The organism is Bradyrhizobium sp. CCGE-LA001 (assembly GCF_000296215.2).
In the GTDB taxonomy this organism is placed as follows: domain Bacteria; phylum Pseudomonadota; class Alphaproteobacteria; order Rhizobiales; family Xanthobacteraceae; genus Bradyrhizobium.
Map to the genome: position 1 here is coordinate 1,780,271 of NZ_CP013949.1, position 16,096 is coordinate 1,796,366.

A 16,096-nucleotide genomic window follows, 5' to 3' on the forward strand; every position below is an offset into this window, starting at 1 on the left:
TGATTCCCATGGACCCGACGGCGCTTCTCCTGTCGCGGCTGCAATTTGCCTTCACCATCTCGTTTCACATCATCTTCCCGGCTTTCACGATCGGGCTTGCCGCATGGCTGACGGTGCTGGAGGCGATGCACCTTCATAGCGGCAAGCCGGTCTATCGAACGCTGTTCGAGTTCTGGCTCAAGATCTTCGGCGTCGCCTTCGGCATGGGGGTCGTGTCGGGGGTAGTGATGGCATTCCAGTTCGGTACGAACTGGAGCGTGCTCTCGAAGATGTCGGGGCCGATCCAGGGCCCGCTCCTGTCCTATGAGACGTTCACCGCCTTCATGCTGGAGGCGAGCTTCTTCGGCATCCTCATCTTCGGCCGGAGGCGCGTGCCGCCCTGGTTCTACCTGTTCTCGACCGCCATGGTGGCGCTCGGCACCACGCTGTCCGCGTTCTGGATCATGGTCAACAACAGCTGGATGCAGGTGCCGACCGGCTACATCCTGCAGAACGGGCAGTTCGTGCCCGACGATTGGATGCAGATCATCTTCAACAGGGTGGTCTGGGTCAGGTTTCCGCACATGCTGCTCGCATCCTACCTGACCGGCGCGTTCTGCGTCGCGGCCACCGGGGCATGGTACCTGTTGCGGCGGACCTATCGGGCCGAGGCGCATGTGATGCTGCGCATGGGCCTGGCGCTCGCGGCGGTGCTGCTTCCCGTGCAGCTCTTCATCGGGCATCTCGTCGGCGACTACGTCCACGATTACCAGCCGGCCAAGTTTGCCGCGATCGAGGCGCGCTGGCACGACGAGCAGCCGGCCTCGGAGGTGCTGATCGCGATCCCCGATTCCAGCACCGAATCGAACAAGTATGCGATCTCGATTCCGGTGCTCGGGAGCATCATCGGCAGCATGAGCCTGAGCTCGAAGGAGGTCGGCCTGACCAGCTTTCCGCCGCAGGACCGGCCGCCGGTGGCAATTCCATTCCTCGCCTTCCGCATCATGGTCGGTTGCGGCCTCCTGATGTTGGCATTGGCTTGGCTCGGGAGCTGGCTCAGCTTCAAGCATCGTCTCGACCGGAGCCGCCTGCTGCTCTGGGGCATTTTCCTCAGCTTTCCGTTGCCCTGGATCGCAATCCTCACCGGCTGGTACACCGCGGAAGTGGGGCGCCAGCCGTGGACGGTCTACGGTGTGCTGCGCACCGCAGATGCGGTGACGCCGTTCCTGACGGCGGCCGCGGCGACGACGTCGCTGATCATGTTCGTCGCGGTCTACGCCTTCATCTTCTCGTTCGGGACCTACTACATCTACCGGCTGTTGCGCGCCGGTCCGGCGGGGCTCGACGATAAGGTCGTGCATGCGCCCGTCATGCCCAACCGGCCGATGTCGCTTGCTGACCGGCCGCCGCTCCCGGGCGGCAACTACGCTCAGGCTGGAGAATGACCATGGTGACCTTCTGGGTTGCTCTGCTGGCTATCAGCATCCTGATCTATCTTCTGCTCGACGGTTTCGACCTCGGCGTCGGAATATTGTTCCTGCTGCCGAACAGCGAAGCGCGCCGGCAGGCCATGCTGGGCGCAATCGCGCCGTTCTGGGACGGCAACGAGACCTGGCTCGTGGTGACGGGCGTGGTCCTGTGGGGTGCGTTTCCGGTCGTGTATGCGACGGTGCTCTCGGCGTTTTACATCCCCGTCATCTTCATGCTGCTGGGGTTGATCCTGCGCGGGGTCGCGTTCGAATTCCGCGCCAAGTCGCAGCACTCACGGTGGATCTGGGATCTCGGCTTCGGCGGCGGCTCCCTGGTCGCGACCTTCATGCAAGGCGTGATGGTCGGCGCGCTCGTGCAAGGGCTGCCGATCATCGACGGCCAGTATGCCGGGGGCGTATTCGGCTGGTTCAGCGGCTTCTCGGTGCTGTGCGGCATCGGCCTATGCCTCGGCTATTCGCTGCTCGGAGCCTGCTGGCTGGTGCGCAAGCGCGGCGGCGCGGTTCGCGACGTCGCGCGGACGCAGATCCCGGTGCTGGCGACCGGGGTTCTGCTGTTCCTGATCCTCGTCTTCAGCCACGCGCTGTTGCAGCATCTGCCGATCCTGCATCGCTGGATCGAGCGGCCCTATCTGTTCGTCTTTCCCGCGATCGGTGCGGGGGCTGCCTGCATGCTCGCCTCCAGCATTCTGCGGCACGATGATTATTGGCCGTTCCACATGGTCTCGCTGATCTTCATGTCGGCGTTCGGGACGCTGGCGCTCTCGTTCTGGCCCTACATGGTTCCCTTCGCCATCACCATCGACGAAGCCGCTGCACCTCATGCCAGCCTCGCCTTCATGTTCTGGGGAGAGGGCCTCTTCATCTTCCCGCTGATGCTGATCTACGTCGCGATCGGCTTCCGCGTCTTCAAGGGCAAGTTCGATTCGGAATCGGCCCACTATTGAAAGCCGCCGGTGTGGCGGCTTTCCGTCGGGCGGCGGGTATCTTCAAACGAGCAAAAAGAAAGGCGCCGGTTTGGGCGCCTTTCTGTTTTAGGTCTCCCTTCGTTCAAGTCTTGGGCATGACGCCCGGACCGGTGTCCGGCCACTGCGCGATCAGCTTCTCGTCGATGTTGAGGTGCTGGGCGACGAGCCTGGGCGGAGTATGCGCCAGCCAGTTGGAAAGCGAGACCTCTTCGTAACGCGGGGCGCGGAAGACGCCGACGAACTGCACATCTGTGTCGCCGACATTCTCGACATAGTGACCGAGATTGCGTGGGACATAACCAATATCGCCCGCGTAGAAATCCGTCGTGCGTGCGTTGGGCCCCGTATCGAACACCGTCATCCGCGCCTTGCCCTTGATGTAGTATTGCCACTCGTCCGCGTTCGGATGCCAGTGCATCTCCCGGACCGCGCCCGGCGGCATCGTCACCAGCGCCGCCGCAACCGTGGTGGCCACCTTGAAATTGCTGCTGTCGGCGACGCGGATGCTGCCCGCCGCGCTCTCTTTGAGCGGAGCCGAGCTGCTCAGCGGGTAGACGAACGGATAGGGCGGCGCCTCGGCATGTTTGGCGACCGCGGCACGATCTGCGGCGAGATCGCCGGGGACCGTCCCCTGGAAGATCCAGAGATTGTGCAGCGGAATCTTGGCGAAGGTTTCGGCCGGCACGCCGAAGTTTTTGCTCAGCACCTCCGGCGGCGTATGGGCGAGCCAATCCGTCACCAGTAGCGTATTGAACTCGTTGGCGTGGCCGTCGTCGAAGCAGATCACGAACTCGCAGCCGTCGGGACCAAGTCCTTGCAGAGAATGGGGCGCGCCGGGCGGGAAGTACCAGAGGTCGCCGGCCTTGAGATCGGCCACATACGGCCGCCCCTGGACGTCGAGCACGGTGATGCGGCAGCCGCCGTAGGTCATGATCGCCCATTCGGCCGCCTGATGCCAATGCAGCTCGCGGATGCCTCCGGCGGAAAGCCGCATGTTGACGCCGGAGATCTCCTTCGAGATCGCAAAGTCGGCGACCGTGACCTGGCGGGCCCAGCCGCCGTTCTGGATGCGCCTGGGTGCGTTGTTGAAGGAGGCCCAGTTCATCGGCAGGCCGCCGACATCCGTCGCCGGCGGCGTCTGCGCCGAGGGGAATTGCTTCGCAAGAGCCGGATTTTGCGGTCCGGGATCGCTCAGGCTGCTGGCGTTCTTGGTATTGATCGCACCTTGCGGCGGCTCGTCCGGATTGCCGAAGGTCGCGCCTTGCGCACCGGAGCTGACCATTGCAGCGCCCGCTGCCGACATGGCCAGCAATTCCCGTCGTGAAAACATGTTGGTCGCTCCTCAATGCATGTTGAGCCTCCAGCGAGACTCCCAGCGTCGCAGCCTAGTTTCACCCTGACCGCCCAGCTTCCGCGAACGACGATGTTTTTTCCGGAATGCACTATCGGTCTCGGCGCGGTAGGCAGGACCGCGGCATAACCGAAGCTGTGCAATTGCGAAATTCGAAGTCCGATTTGAAAAGACGCTACGGAGGCTACGATCGTTAACTGCGCCGGGAACGTCACATTCAGAGATATCGTCGATGACCAGGAAATCGGTTCGTCCCTATCATGAGCCTGCCGGAGGCTGGGGGGCGCTCAAGGCGCTCAGTGAGGCCTTGCTGGTGCAGCGGGTTCCGATGAAGGGCGCGGCGACGCTGAGACGCATGAACCAGCCTCAGGGATTCGATTGTCCCGGCTGCGCGTGGCCCGATCCGAAGCATACCTCGTCATTCGAATTCTGCGAGAACGGCGGCAAGGCGATCGCCTGGGAGGCGACGTCCAAGCGCTGCACGCCCGAGTTCTTTGCCGAGCATACCGTCACCGAGCTTTCGACCTGGAGCGACTACGATCTCGAAATGGTCGGCCGGCTCACGCATCCCATGGCTTATGATGCGGCCTCCGACCGCTATCTTCCGGTGGCGTGGCGCGATGCGTTCGACATGATCGGCCGCGAGCTGAGGGCGTTGCCGGATCCGAACATGGCGGACTTCTACACGTCCGGACGGACCTCGAACGAGGCTGCGTTCCTCTATCAGCTCTTCGTCCGCGAATATGGCACCAACAATTTCCCCGACTGCTCCAACATGTGCCATGAGGCGACCAGCGTTGGCCTGCCGCAATCGCTCGGCGTCGGCAAGGGCACCGTGCTGCTGGAGGATTTCGACAAGGCCGACTGCATCTTCATCTTCGGCCAGAACCCGGGCACCAACAGCCCGCGAATGATGACGAGCCTGCGTAATGCCGCGCGCCGCGGCGCTTCGATCATATCCTTCAACCCTTTCCGCGAGCGGGCGCTCGAGCGCTTTCAGGCGCCACAGAGCCCCGTCGAGATGATCACGCTGACGTCGACCAAGATCAGCTCGAAGCTGTTCCAGGTGCGTGTCGGCGGCGACGTCGCCGTCCTCAAGGGCATCATGAAGATCCTGGTCGAGGCGGACGAAGCGGCACGCGCCGCCGATCGGCCGGAGATCCTGGATTGGGATTTCATCAGGGGACACACGGTCGGGATCGAAGCGTTGATCGACGATCTCGAGCGAACGCAATGGCCCGACATCGAACGGCAGTCGGGTCTGACGCGCGAAGACATGGAGTACGCGGCCAACGCCTATATGAAGTCGGAGCGCGCCATTCTGGTCTATGGCATGGGCATCACGCAGCATCAGCGCGGCGCGCACAACGTGCAGCAAATCGCCAATCTGGCGCTCCTGCGCGGCAATGTCGGACGTGAGGGCGCCGGCGTCTGCCCGGTTCGCGGTCATTCCAACGTGCAGGGCGATCGCACGGTGGGAATCACGGAAGTCCCCAAGGCGGATTTCCTCGAGCGGATGGAACAGCACTTCGGCTTCAAGCCGCCGTCCGAGCCGGGCCATAACGTCGTGACGGCCCTGGAGGCCATGATCCGCGGTGAGGTGAAGGTCTTCTTCGCCATGGGCGGCAATTTCGCCGCCGCCATTCCGGACTGGCAGGCGACGCAGGCCGCTTTGCGCAAGCTCGACCTGACTGTCCACGTCTCCACCAAGCTGAATCGCAGCCATCTGATCCACGGCCGGGCCGCGCTGATCCTGCCCTGTCTCGGCCGCACCGAGATCGATGTCCAGGCGACGGGACCTCAGTCCATCACGGTGGAAGATTCCATGTCCATGGTCCACGCTTCGGGCGGCCGCAACACGCCAGCGTCGGAGCATCTCCTCAGCGAAGTCGCGATCGTTGCCGGCGTCGCCAAGGCGACGCTCGGTGACCGCACGGTGGTCGACTGGGACGGGTTCGTGGATGATTACGACCGCATTCGCGATGCCATCGAGGCGGTGTTCCCCATCTTCCAGGGCTACAACGCGCGGATCCGCGTTCCCGGCGGCTTCCATTTGACCTCAACGGCGCGCGAGCGGATCTGGACGACGCCGTCGGGCAAGGCCAATTTTCTGGTGTTCGAGGGCTGCGGCGAGGATCCAAAGCAATGCGATCCCGACTTCCTGTGGCTCAGCACGATCCGCAGCCACGACCAATACAATACGACGCTCTATTCGATGTCAGACCGCTATCGCGGCGTCTTCGGGCAACGCGACGTGGTCTTCCTCAACGAGGATGAGATGAAGAAGCGCGGCTTTGCCGAGGGCGACCGCGTGGACCTCATCACGGAATCGACCGATGGCGTCGAGCGGATCGTGCGCAACTTCCGCGTGGTCGGCCATTCGTTTCCGGCCGGCTGTTGTGCGGCCTATTATCCCGAGACCAATCCGCTGGTGCCGCTCTATGCCCGCGATCCCATGAGCTTCACGCCGTCGTTCAAGGGTGTTCCGATCCGCCTAGTGCGCTCGAGCGGCGCTGTGCCCGAGCAATAGACCGGACGGCGTCGGTCCGTGCCTTCCCTTCCGATCAGCCCGGATGCGTCGAGCCGGAGATTGGCAGCGTAAACCAGAACCGTGCGCCGCCCTCGGCGCCCTTGCCCTCGGCATTGATCCGGCCGCCATGCGATTCGACGATGGAGCGGCAAATCGGCAGGCCCATGCCCATGCCACTCTCCTTGGTCGTGAAGAAGCTGTCGAAGAGACGGCCGACATGCTCGGTGTCGATGCCCGGGCCGTTGTCCTCCACGGAGCAGCATATTGTACTCTCCTCCGGAGAGGTGGTGGCGATGATGATCCGGCAGCCTTCCGTGCCGGCCTGGATCATGGCCTGCATGGCGTTGATCGCCAAATTGACGATCACCTGCTGAAGCTGCGTGCGGTCGCCCAGCACAAGCGGCGTTGCCGGGCCGGGGCGGTGCTGGATTGCGACGTCGTGAGACTCCAGCTCATGCCGGAGGAACAGCATGGCCTCCCGAACGACGTCGTCGAGCGAGAGCGGGATCCGCTCCGGCGCCTTTCGCGTCGCCATTCCGTGAACGCGCGCCACGATGCTCGCGGCACGTCTGGCATCCGTCGCCGTGTTCTCGATCACCTTGCGCAGCTCGGCCATGTCGGGATTGGGCCTGTTCAGCCAACGCAGGCCGGCCGCGGCATTGGTCGTGATGGCGGCCAGTGGCTGGTTGACCTCGTGGGCGATCGAGGCGGTGAGCTCGCCGAGCATTGAGATCCGCGCAGCATGCGCGAACTCCCCCTGTACCTGCCGGAGTCTCTCCTGGGCGCGAACGCGCTGGGAGATGTCGATCGTGCCGACCAGGCTCAGTTCGAGATCATTAACGGGACCGACGCGCGCCGTCGTGAAGAGGACATCGAGGACGCGGTCGTCCCAGGTGACCATCCTGGTCTCCTCCTCGAAGTTCGTCTCGCCGCGAAAGCGGGATTCCATGGCCCGCCGGAACGTATCCGGCCGCTCCCGCCAGGTGTCGGACATGGAGCGTCCAGCGTAATCGCCGCCGAACATCTGGATCGCCCGTTCATTGGCCTCCTGAAACGAGAGAGCATTCATGCAGGTCTTGAGGAAATCGGGATGGGCGTCGAAATAGCTGCCGAGATCCTCGACCCCTTCCGCGCGCAACTTCCGGAACAGCACCACAAGCTTGGTGGCGTCGAGCTGCCGGAGCGCGATCGGCATGCGGCTGAACAGCTGGCGATAACGCTGCTCGCTCCGCTCCAGCTCGGCGATCGCCTTATTCCTGGCGGCGATGTCCATGACCGCTGCGACGAGCGTCAGCGTCGCAGCGAGAAAAGCTGCGACCGCGATCACCGTGAAATCGTATTCGAGCAGCAAGCAGGCGAGCGTCAACAGGCTCAAGGCGACGCTGCCCCAGGCCCACAGGAGAACGCGATTCTGCCTGGTCTCGGTTGGCAGCACGCGGCGCCACCATCGCCGGAGCTGTACGCGGTGGGAGCCATCCAGGCGTTCAGACGTCATGGGCGGACGTTTACCGCAGTGCGGGAGAGCCGTCTTTTGCGTTTCCGCAGGTTCTTTGCCAAAATGCACGACGCCGCGGTCGGATCACCTCAAGCGGATTCGTGGGTCAATCCCGTATCTGCGTTGGTCTGGGAAGGGCTGGGCGTTTCGCTTGCGCCCGCCTTGCGGCCGGTGAACCAGTTGCCGAGCTTGTCGAGATACAGATAGACCACGGGCGTGGTGTACAGCGTAAGGATCTGCGAGAGCATCAGGCCGCCGACGATGGTGTAGCCGAGCGGCTGGCGCAATTCCGCCCCGGTGCCGGTGCCGAGCATCAGCGGCACGCCGCCAAGCAGCGCCGCCATCGTCGTCATCAGGATCGGGCGGAAGCGGAGCGTGCAGGCCTGGTAGATCGCCCCCTCGGGGCTCAGCCCGTGCTGGCGCTCCACGTCGAGGGCGAAGTCGACCAGCATGATGCCGTTCTTCTTGACGATGCCGATCAGGAGAATGATGCCGATGATGGCGATGACGCTGAGATCCATGTGGACCGCGAGCAGCAGCAGCAGCGCACCGATGCCGGCGGACGGCAGCGTCGACAGGATCGTGATCGGATGGATCAGGCTCTCATAGAGCACGCCGAGAATGATGTAGATCACGATCAGTGCCGCACCGATCAACAGCGGCGTGCCCGACAAGGATGACTGGAAGGCCTGTGCGTTGCCCTGGAACGAGGTCGAGAGCGAAGCCGGCTTGCCGGTCTCCTTCTCGATCTTCTGGACCGCCGCCACGGCATCGCCGAGTGCAGCGCCGGGCCGCAGGTTGAACGAGATCGTGACGGAGGGAAACAGGCCCTGATGGTTGATCAGGATCGGCGCAGGCTCGATGACGCTGTGGACCAGCGTGCTGAGCGGGACCTGCTGGCCGGCGGCCGAGTTCAGGTAGATGTCCTTGAGCGCCTCGGGGCCATACTGGAATTTCGGATCGACCTCCATCACCACGTGATATTGGTTCAGCGAGGTGAACATGGTCGAGACGATGCGCTGGCCGAAGGCGTCGTCGAGGGCGTTGTCGATCGTCGTCGGCAGGATGCCGAAGCTGGAGGCGACTTCGCGATTGACGGTGACTTGCAGTCGCGGACCGGCATTGGCCTGATCGCTCGCGACGTCGGTGATGATGTCGAGCGCGCGGAGCTTCTCCAGGAAGATCGCCGACCAGTGGGTGAGCTCGTTGGAATCGGCGTCCGTCAACGTGTACTGATACTGCGTCTTCGACAGGCGCGCCCCGATGGTGATGTCCTGTGCCGCCTGCATGTAGAGCGTGATGCCCTGGATGTGGGCGAGCTGCGGCCTCAGCCGGTTGATGATCTGGTCGGCGCTCGCCTTGCGCTCGGGCTTCGGCTTCAGGACGATGAAGATGCGCCCCTGATTGAGCGTCGCCGTCGGGCCGCCGGGGCCGATATAGCTGGCCACCGACTGGATGGCCGGATCCTTCGAGAGGATGCGGACGATCGCCTGCTGGCGCTCGGACATGGCGGGAAAGGAGATGTCCTGGGCGGCCTCGGTAATGCCGACGATCTGCCCGGTGTCCTGTTGCGGGAAGAAGCCTTTCGGGATGATGACATAGAGATAGCCGGTCAGAGCCACGGTCGAGAGCATCACGAGCAGCGTCGCAAAGCGGTGGCGCAGCACCACACGCAGGCCCCGCGCATAGAGCGCAAGCAGGGCGTCGAAGCCGCGCTCGAACAGGAGGTAGAGCCGGCCGTGCTTGCTGCGCGAATTGTCCTTCAGGAGGCGCGCGCACATCATCGGCGTCAGCGTGAGCGAGATGATCAGCGACAGCAGCAGCGAGGCCGTGATCGTGATGGCGAACTCCTGGAACAGCTTGCCGACATAGCCGCCCATCAGGAACAGCGGGATGAACACCGCGATGAGCGAGAAAGTGATCGAGACGATCGTGAAGCCAATCTCGCGGGAGCCCTTGAGCGCCGCCTCCATCGGCGTCATGCCCTGCTCGAGATGGCGGACGATGTTTTCGATGACGACGACGGCGTCGTCGACCACGAAGCCGACCGCGATCGACAGCGCCATCAGCGAGAGATTGTCGAGGCTGTAGCCGAGCACATAGAGGATCGCGAAGGTCCCGATCAGCGCCAGGGGCACCGTGATCGCCGGAATGACGGTGGCCCAGAAGTTCCGCAGGAACAGGAATATGACCATCACCACCAGGACGACCGTCAGCAGCAGCGTGAACTGCACGTCGGAGACGGCGGCGCGGATCGTGGCGGTGCGATCGGCCGCGATCGTCACCTTGATCGCGGGCGGAACGGAGGCTTGCAGCTGCGGCAGCAGCTTCTTGACGCGGTCGACGGTCTCGATGACATTGGCGCCGGGGACGCGCTGGACCGCCAGAATGACGGCGGGGTCCTTGCCGTACCAGCCTGCCAGAAGATCGTTTTCTGGCGCTTCGATCGCGGTGCCGACGTCGCGCAGCCGCACCGGCGAGCCGTTGCGATAGGCGATGATGAGGTCCTCATAGGCCGAAGGCTTGAGCAGCTGATCGTTGGTGTTGAGTGTATACGTCACCCGCGGGCTGTTGAGCGTGCCCTTGGGCAGATCGACATTGGCGCCGGCAATCACGTTGCGGACGTCTTCCAGGCCGATGCCGCGGGCGGCAAGCGCCTGCGGATTGACGCGGATGCGGATGGCGGGCTTCTGCTGGCCGCCAAGTCCGACGAGGCCCACGCCCGGGACCTGCGAGATCTTGGGCAGCAGGATGTTCTCCGCATAGGCGTCCACCGTGGTCAGCGGCAGCGAATCCGAGGTCAGCGCGATCAGCATGATCGGCGTCTCCGCGGGATTCACTTTCCGGATCGTCGGCGGATAGGGAATGTTCGGCGGCAGGAAGGGGCTGGCGGCGTTGATGGCGGCGAGCACGTCGACGGCGGCGCTGTCAACCGTGCGTGACAGCTCGAACTGCACCGTGAGCTGGGCGACGCCGAGCGCGCTGGACGAGGTGAGTTGCGTGATGCCGGGAATTTGGCTGAGCTGTTGTTCGAGCGGGGTGGCCAGCGACGAGGCAATGGTCCCGGGGTCTGCACCCGGCAATTGCGCCGAGATCTGGATCGTGGGGTAGTTGACGTTCGGCAGCGCGCCGACCGGCAGCAGGGGATAGGCCGCAAGGCCCAGCAAAAGCAGGCCTGCCATCAGCAGGGCGGTCGCAATCGGCCGCAGGATGAAGGGCGCGGAAAGGTTCACGGGATGGCATCCTGCACGGCGCTCTGCAGGTCGGCCTCGCGCGCGGCCTTGCCGTGCAGTTCGTGAACGCGACTTCCCTCCGTGAGCCGGTATTGACCATCGACCACGACGACGTCGCCTGATTTCAGTCCCTGGTCGATCAATGCCTGGCCGTCGCTGATCTCTGCGACGTGAACGGGTCGCAGACTGACGCTCTGGTCCGGCGACACGACATAGACATAGCTGCCGTTCGGGCCCTGCTGGACGGCCGAGCCGGCCACCGTCAGCGCATCCTTCCGCACCTCCAGCAGCAGGCGGGCGTTCACGAGCTGCCCTGGCCACAGCCGATGCTCATGGTTGGGAAATTCCGCCTTGAGCTGGACGGTGCCCGTCGTTCCCGCGATCTCGTTGTTGACCAGCAGCAGCTTGCCTTCGTCCAGCTTCATCTTGTCGTCCTGGCTGTAGGCGATGACCTTCAGCGCTTCCTTGGCGGCGTGCTCCTGGATCGCCGGCAGGTCCGTCTGCGGCAAGGTGAAGAGCAGCGAGATCGGCTCGATCTGGGTGACGACGACGAGGCCATTGGGATCGGTCGGATGAATCACGTTGCCGACGTCGATCTGGCGGACGCCGGTGATGCCGGGGATAGCCGAGGTCAGGCGCGTATAGCTGAGCTGGACGTTGGCCTGGTCGATCTGCGCCTGGTCGGCCTTCACGGCCGCCTTGAGCTGGGCCACTTGCGCCGTCTGGGTGTCGATCAATTGCGGCGTCGCATAGCCCTTGTCGCCGAGCTGATTGTAGCGGGAGAGATTGGCCTCGGCGTTCGCGAGTTGGGCCTGGTCCCTGTCGCGATTGGCGGTCAGCTGCTCGATTTGCGCTTCATAGGGTCGAGGGTCGATCTGGGCGAGCAGGTCGCCGGCCTTGACGGCCTGTCCCTCGGTGAAGGCGATCTTGACGATCTGCCCCTGGATCTGGCTGCGCACCACGTCGGTGTTGTACGCGATCACCGTGCCGATGCCGCGCAGATAGATCGGAACATCCTTGCCGGTGACGGTGGCGGCGACCACCGGCACGGCGGGGGGCACCGGCACGGGCACCGCTGCGACGACCGGCTTGCGGTCCGCGAAGAACCACAAGCCCGCTCCGGCGCCGATGGCGGCGAGAGTGACGAGCGCGAAGGTGAGGGGGCGTTTCACGATGATGATCCTCGATGATGTCAGGGAAGGCCCGCGCCGTTGATCGACGGCATGCCGTTGATCGAGGTCGTGCCGTCAGCAGGCGCGGGGCTGGGCACCGGAACGGAGGGACTGATTCCGGCGCCGCCGAGCTCGGTGGCACCCAACGGAATTCCGACGCGTCCGACCGCCGTTGGCGAGGACAGCGGCGATGAAGCCGACGCGCTGCCGGCGCAGGCGCTGGACGAGTTGCCGGCAAGTCCACCCCCATCGAACAATGCGCCAGGCGAAGCGGAATTGGCCGAGGTCGGACAGTTCGTCATGTCCTGCGCGGGATTGAGCGGCGAGATGCCCGGCGTTGCAACCTCGGTCGATCCCAGCGGAATGCCCACGGGCCGGGTGGATTGCGGGTTGAGCGGCGACGTCGCGAGCATGCCGGAAGAGGGTTGCGCTCCGGGCACCATCGTCTGAGCCATGGCCGCAGCCGAGGCCAGCCAGAGAATGCCGGCTGCAACCGTCATGGCTGCATGCATCGAAGCGCGCCGGTGTGATCCCGATCTCGTCGCGACGATGTGGTTCGGTGAATGCTGATCCTGCATGGACGATCGCTCCGAGCTGAATGCCGTAGAACCTTAGAAAGGTGCGCGAGCGCGGGTATTTCCAGAACGCACGTCCCACTCCCGGGCTGCACGAAGACAGCGAGTCTTTACGCCCGGGCGGCTGCGCCCTCCGTCGCACGAATAAGCGGCCGCGCTGCATTGGCAGCAGCGCGGCGTCGGTTCTGATTTTTGCTTTCGCTATCTCAGAATAGCCCGCGCTTGGGCCAGTTGCCGGCGGCACGCGCGCATGTCGCCGATGTGATCCGCGGCGCGCGCTCGTTCAAGCGAATCCAACGCGGCCGTGAAGTCGACGCCAGCGTTGCCTTCGGTCTGAGCAAGGGAGCGGGGCGTCGGTTGATGGCTGCGCAGCGCGCTGAGGCTCTCCGGCTTCCAGCCTTGCGCGCCGGCATTATTTTCGATGGCGCGATCCAGCTGCAACTGGGTGCGAGCGATCTCGTCCGCGCAGGTGCCTGCACGGACCGGCGATGCAGCGCCCAGCAGAATGAGAAGTGCGATAGGTAATTTTGCGGTCGATGTCATCGGTTCGATCCTGTGCATGCGGGATGCGCGCATAGCTAGGTCGCGGTCTCGGAAATCGCGAGGGGCCATCGCCGCAATGATCCCGTCCGGACGTGCGAAGTGGCAAGGATAGTTGTTTGGGGAAATACGTGGGGACCGGTCTCGACCTAGTGTCGCATCATTCCAACACGGAGTGATCCCGACATGAAACCTCATAGCGCCTGCCTTGCCTTCGCCGCCGCCCTTTCGCTGTTCGCGACCGTCGACACGGCGCGCGCGGAGCCCCTGAAGAACATCGTCCTGGTGCACGGTGCCTGGGTGGACGCGTCCGGCTGGAAGCCCGTCTACGAGATCCTGACCAAGGAAGGTTTCCACGTCACCATGGTCCAGGAGCCGGAAACGTCGTTCGCCGATGACGTCACGGCGGCGAAACGGATCCTCGATCTCCAGAACGGCCCGACGCTTCTCGTCGGCCACAGCTACGGCGGGTCGATCATTACCGAAGCAGGCGTTCATCCGAGCGTCGTCGGGCTCGTCTACGTCGCCGCGCACGCCCCCGACGTCGGCGAGGACGAATCGGCGCTGGGCAAGAAGACGCCGAGCGTGCTTGGAAAGACCGAAGGCGTCATCAAGGTCACGCCCGACAAGTTCACCTATCTTGATCCCGTGCAATTCCCAAAGCTGTTCGCGCCCGATCTGCCGCGTGAGCGCGCCGAGTTCGTCGCACGCTCCCAGGTTCCGGCTGCGGCACAGGTGTTCAGCACGCCGCTCACGGCGGCGGCGTGGAAGACCAAGCCGAGCTGGGGCATCGTTGCCGGCAGCGACCAGATCATCAATCCCGACCTGGAGCGCTGGTATTACGAGCGTGCCAAGAGCCACACCACGGTGATCCCCGGCGCGAGCCATTCGGTTTACGAATCGCATCCTAAGGAAGTGGCGGCTGTCATCACGCGCGCGGCACGCAGCCTTGGTCAGCAGGCCGCGCGCTGACCACGTATTTGCCGGTCCTGACGCACGGCCGGCGAAGGGAAGGACGGCGGGAGAGACAGCACTCCCGCCGGCCTGACTGCCCCATCCGAGATATTCCATGAACCTGGTCGAGACGACCGACGCCAGTCGCGAGGAGCGAAGGCCATGACGAGCTGGCAGAACAACCGCGTGGCGCGTGATGCCCGCATCGCCGCAGGCGCCGTGCTGGCTCGCGGCAAAGTCGTGGAAGCCCGAGACGCCACGCACTTGCTCGAGGCTGTGCTCCGGCCAGGTGACCGGGTCTGCCTTGAAGGTGACAACCAGAAGCAGGCCGATCTGCTCAGCCGCGCGCTGCTTGCCGTCGATCTCTCCAAGGTCAGCGATCTGCACATGGTGCAGTCGGGCGTCGTTCTCCCTGAGCATCTGGACCTGTTCGACCGAGGTGTCGCGAAGAAGCTCGACTATGCCTATTCCGGACCGCAATCGGCGCGCATCGCGCGCATGCTGTTCGGCGGCAAGATCGAGCTGGGCGCGGTCCACACCTACCTCGAACTGTTCGCACGTTACTTCATCGACCTCACGCCCCAGGTCGCGCTGGTAGCCGCCGTCAGCGCCGATCGCGACGGCAACCTCTACACCGGTCCGAACACCGAGGACACGCCGACCGTCGTAGAGGCGACGGCGTTCAAGGACGGTGTCGTGATCGCCCAAGTCAACGAGATCGTCGACCAGGTTCCGCGGGTCGATATCCCTGGAGACCGCGTCCACTTCATCGTCAAATCCGACAAGCCGTTCTTCGTCGAACCGCTGTTTACGCGCGATCCCGCGGCGATCACCGAAGGCCAGATCCTCACCGCGATGCTCGCGATCAAGGGCGTCTATGCACCCTATGGCGTGCAGCGGCTCAATCACGGCATCGGCTTCAGCACGGCGGCGATCGAGCTTCTGTTGCCGACCTTCGGCGAGCGGCTTGGGCTGAAGGGCAGGATCGCGACGCATTTCGCACTGAATCCGCATCCCGCGCTGATCCCTGCGATCGAGTCTGGGTGGGTCCGGCAGATCCACTCCTTCGGCTCGGAGGTCGGCATGGACGACTACATCCGCGCCCGATCCGACGTCTATTTCACCGGCCCCGACGGTTCGCTGCGCTCCAACCGCGCCTTCTGCCAGACCGCCGGGCTCTATGCCTGCGACATGTTCATCGGTTCGACGCTGCAGATCGATCTTCAAGGAAACTCGTCGACCGTCACCGCCTCGCGCATCGCCGGGTTCGGCGGCGCGCCGAACATGGGGGCGGATGCCCGCGGTCGGCGCCATCCGAGCGAACCCTGGCTGAAGGCCGGGGCGGAGGCCGATCCCGACGGCTCGGCCCTCATGCGCCGCGGCCGCAAGCTGGTGGTGCAGATCGGTGAGACCTTTGGCGACAAGAACGTGCCGCTGTTCGTCGAGAAGCTCGATGCGATTGAGCTCGCCGAGAAGCTGAAGCTCGATCTCGCGCCAGTCATGATCTATGGCGACGACGTCACGCACGTCGTCACCGAGGAGGGCGTGGCCAATCTGTTGCTCTGCCGCACCGCCCTGGAGCGCGAGCAGGCGATCCGCGGCGTCGCCGGCTACACCGACGTCGGCCGAAGGCGGGATCATGCCATGGTCGCGCGCCTGCGTGAGTGCGGCGTGATCTGCCGCCCCGAGGATCTCGGCATCAATCCGCTCGACGCCAACCGCAGCCTGCTGGCGGCGCGGTCGATCAAAGATCTCGTGCGCTGGTCGGGCGGGCTCTATGCGCCGCCCTCGAAATTCAGGAACTGGTGAGGA

Annotated in this window: 11 protein-coding genes; 5 read left to right on the forward strand and 6 right to left on the reverse strand. The window is 64.3% G+C overall.

Going from position 1 to position 16,096, the window contains the following annotated elements:
* The first annotated feature begins 8 nt into the window (after positions 1-8).
* Positions 9-1,424 carry a cytochrome ubiquinol oxidase subunit I gene (locus BCCGELA001_RS08530; protein ID WP_008560622.1) on the forward strand — a complete coding sequence of 472 codons (1,416 nt, stop codon included), beginning with the start codon at positions 9-11 and terminating at the stop codon, positions 1,422-1,424.
* 2 nt (positions 1,425-1,426) lie between these two features.
* A complete protein-coding gene (gene cydB / locus BCCGELA001_RS08535; protein WP_060735058.1) occupies positions 1,427-2,413 on the forward strand; it encodes a cytochrome d ubiquinol oxidase subunit II in 987 nt (328 codons plus the stop codon).
* A 103-nt stretch (positions 2,414-2,516) separates the two neighbouring features.
* Here the strand turns inward: cydB and BCCGELA001_RS08540 are convergent, their stop codons facing one another.
* A complete protein-coding gene (locus BCCGELA001_RS08540; RefSeq protein ID WP_060735059.1) occupies positions 2,517-3,764 on the reverse strand; it encodes an oxalate decarboxylase family bicupin in 1,248 nt (415 codons plus the stop codon).
* 253 nt (positions 3,765-4,017) lie between these two features.
* On the opposite strand from BCCGELA001_RS08540, the gene BCCGELA001_RS08545 reads away from it, so the two are divergent.
* On the forward strand, positions 4,018-6,315 hold the full coding sequence (locus BCCGELA001_RS08545) for an FdhF/YdeP family oxidoreductase (protein ID WP_008560614.1): 2,298 nt from the start codon (positions 4,018-4,020) through the stop codon (positions 6,313-6,315).
* A 34-nt stretch (positions 6,316-6,349) separates the two neighbouring features.
* Here BCCGELA001_RS08545 and BCCGELA001_RS08550 read toward each other — a convergent pair whose 3' ends face one another.
* From BCCGELA001_RS08550 to BCCGELA001_RS08570, 5 genes are all read right to left on the reverse strand, one after another.
* On the reverse strand, positions 6,350-7,750 hold the full coding sequence (locus tag BCCGELA001_RS08550; RefSeq protein WP_236840834.1) for a PAS domain-containing sensor histidine kinase: 1,401 nt from the start codon (positions 7,748-7,750) through the stop codon (positions 6,350-6,352).
* A gap of 149 nt (positions 7,751-7,899) precedes the next feature.
* The gene (locus tag BCCGELA001_RS08555; RefSeq protein ID WP_060735061.1) at positions 7,900-11,043 is read right to left on the reverse strand and encodes an efflux RND transporter permease subunit; all 3,144 of its coding nucleotides are present in this window, start codon (positions 11,041-11,043) and stop codon (positions 7,900-7,902) included.
* The gene (locus BCCGELA001_RS08560; protein WP_008560591.1) at positions 11,040-12,215 is read right to left on the reverse strand and encodes an efflux RND transporter periplasmic adaptor subunit; all 1,176 of its coding nucleotides are present in this window, start codon (positions 12,213-12,215) and stop codon (positions 11,040-11,042) included. The genes BCCGELA001_RS08555 and BCCGELA001_RS08560 overlap by 4 nt, the downstream gene beginning before the upstream one ends.
* Positions 12,216-12,235: 20 nt before the next feature.
* Positions 12,236-12,715: a hypothetical protein gene (locus BCCGELA001_RS37890; protein WP_158511613.1), complete on the reverse strand. Its 480-nt coding sequence runs from the start codon at positions 12,713-12,715 to the stop codon at positions 12,236-12,238.
* A gap of 276 nt (positions 12,716-12,991) precedes the next feature.
* Positions 12,992-13,333 (reverse strand): hypothetical protein, encoded by a 342-nt coding sequence (locus BCCGELA001_RS08570; RefSeq protein ID WP_060737557.1) that lies wholly within the window; start codon positions 13,331-13,333, stop codon positions 12,992-12,994.
* 183 nt (positions 13,334-13,516) lie between these two features.
* Between BCCGELA001_RS08570 and BCCGELA001_RS08575 the strand changes: the two genes are divergently transcribed.
* Together BCCGELA001_RS08575 and mdcA are read left to right on the forward strand one after the other, a co-directional pair.
* Positions 13,517-14,302: an alpha/beta hydrolase gene (locus BCCGELA001_RS08575; RefSeq protein ID WP_060735063.1), complete on the forward strand. Its 786-nt coding sequence runs from the start codon at positions 13,517-13,519 to the stop codon at positions 14,300-14,302.
* 144 nt (positions 14,303-14,446) lie between these two features.
* A complete protein-coding gene (gene mdcA / locus BCCGELA001_RS08580) occupies positions 14,447-16,093 on the forward strand; it encodes a malonate decarboxylase subunit alpha (protein ID WP_060735064.1) in 1,647 nt (548 codons plus the stop codon).
* Positions 16,094-16,096: the final 3 nt, after the last annotated feature.

Excerpts from the sequence above, each read along its gene's own strand:
- BCCGELA001_RS08545 (WP_008560614.1), top strand. The coding sequence starts at position 4,018 with ATGACCAGGAAATCGGTTCGTCCCTATCATGAGCCTGCCGGAGGCTGG.
- BCCGELA001_RS08540 (WP_060735059.1), bottom strand. The coding sequence starts at position 3,764 with ATGTTTTCACGACGGGAATTGCTGGCCATGTCGGCAGCGGGCGCTGCA.
- BCCGELA001_RS08570 (WP_060737557.1), bottom strand. The coding sequence starts at position 13,333 with ATGACATCGACCGCAAAATTACCTATCGCACTTCTCATTCTGCTGGGC.
- mdcA (WP_060735064.1), top strand. The coding sequence starts at position 14,447 with ATGACGAGCTGGCAGAACAACCGCGTGGCGCGTGATGCCCGCATCGCC.
- cydB (WP_060735058.1), top strand. The coding sequence starts at position 1,427 with ATGGTGACCTTCTGGGTTGCTCTGCTGGCTATCAGCATCCTGATCTAT.
- BCCGELA001_RS37890 (WP_158511613.1), bottom strand. The coding sequence starts at position 12,715 with ATGACGGTTGCAGCCGGCATTCTCTGGCTGGCCTCGGCTGCGGCCATG.
- BCCGELA001_RS08530 (WP_008560622.1), top strand. The coding sequence starts at position 9 with ATGGACCCGACGGCGCTTCTCCTGTCGCGGCTGCAATTTGCCTTCACC.
- BCCGELA001_RS08575 (WP_060735063.1), top strand. The coding sequence starts at position 13,517 with ATGAAACCTCATAGCGCCTGCCTTGCCTTCGCCGCCGCCCTTTCGCTG.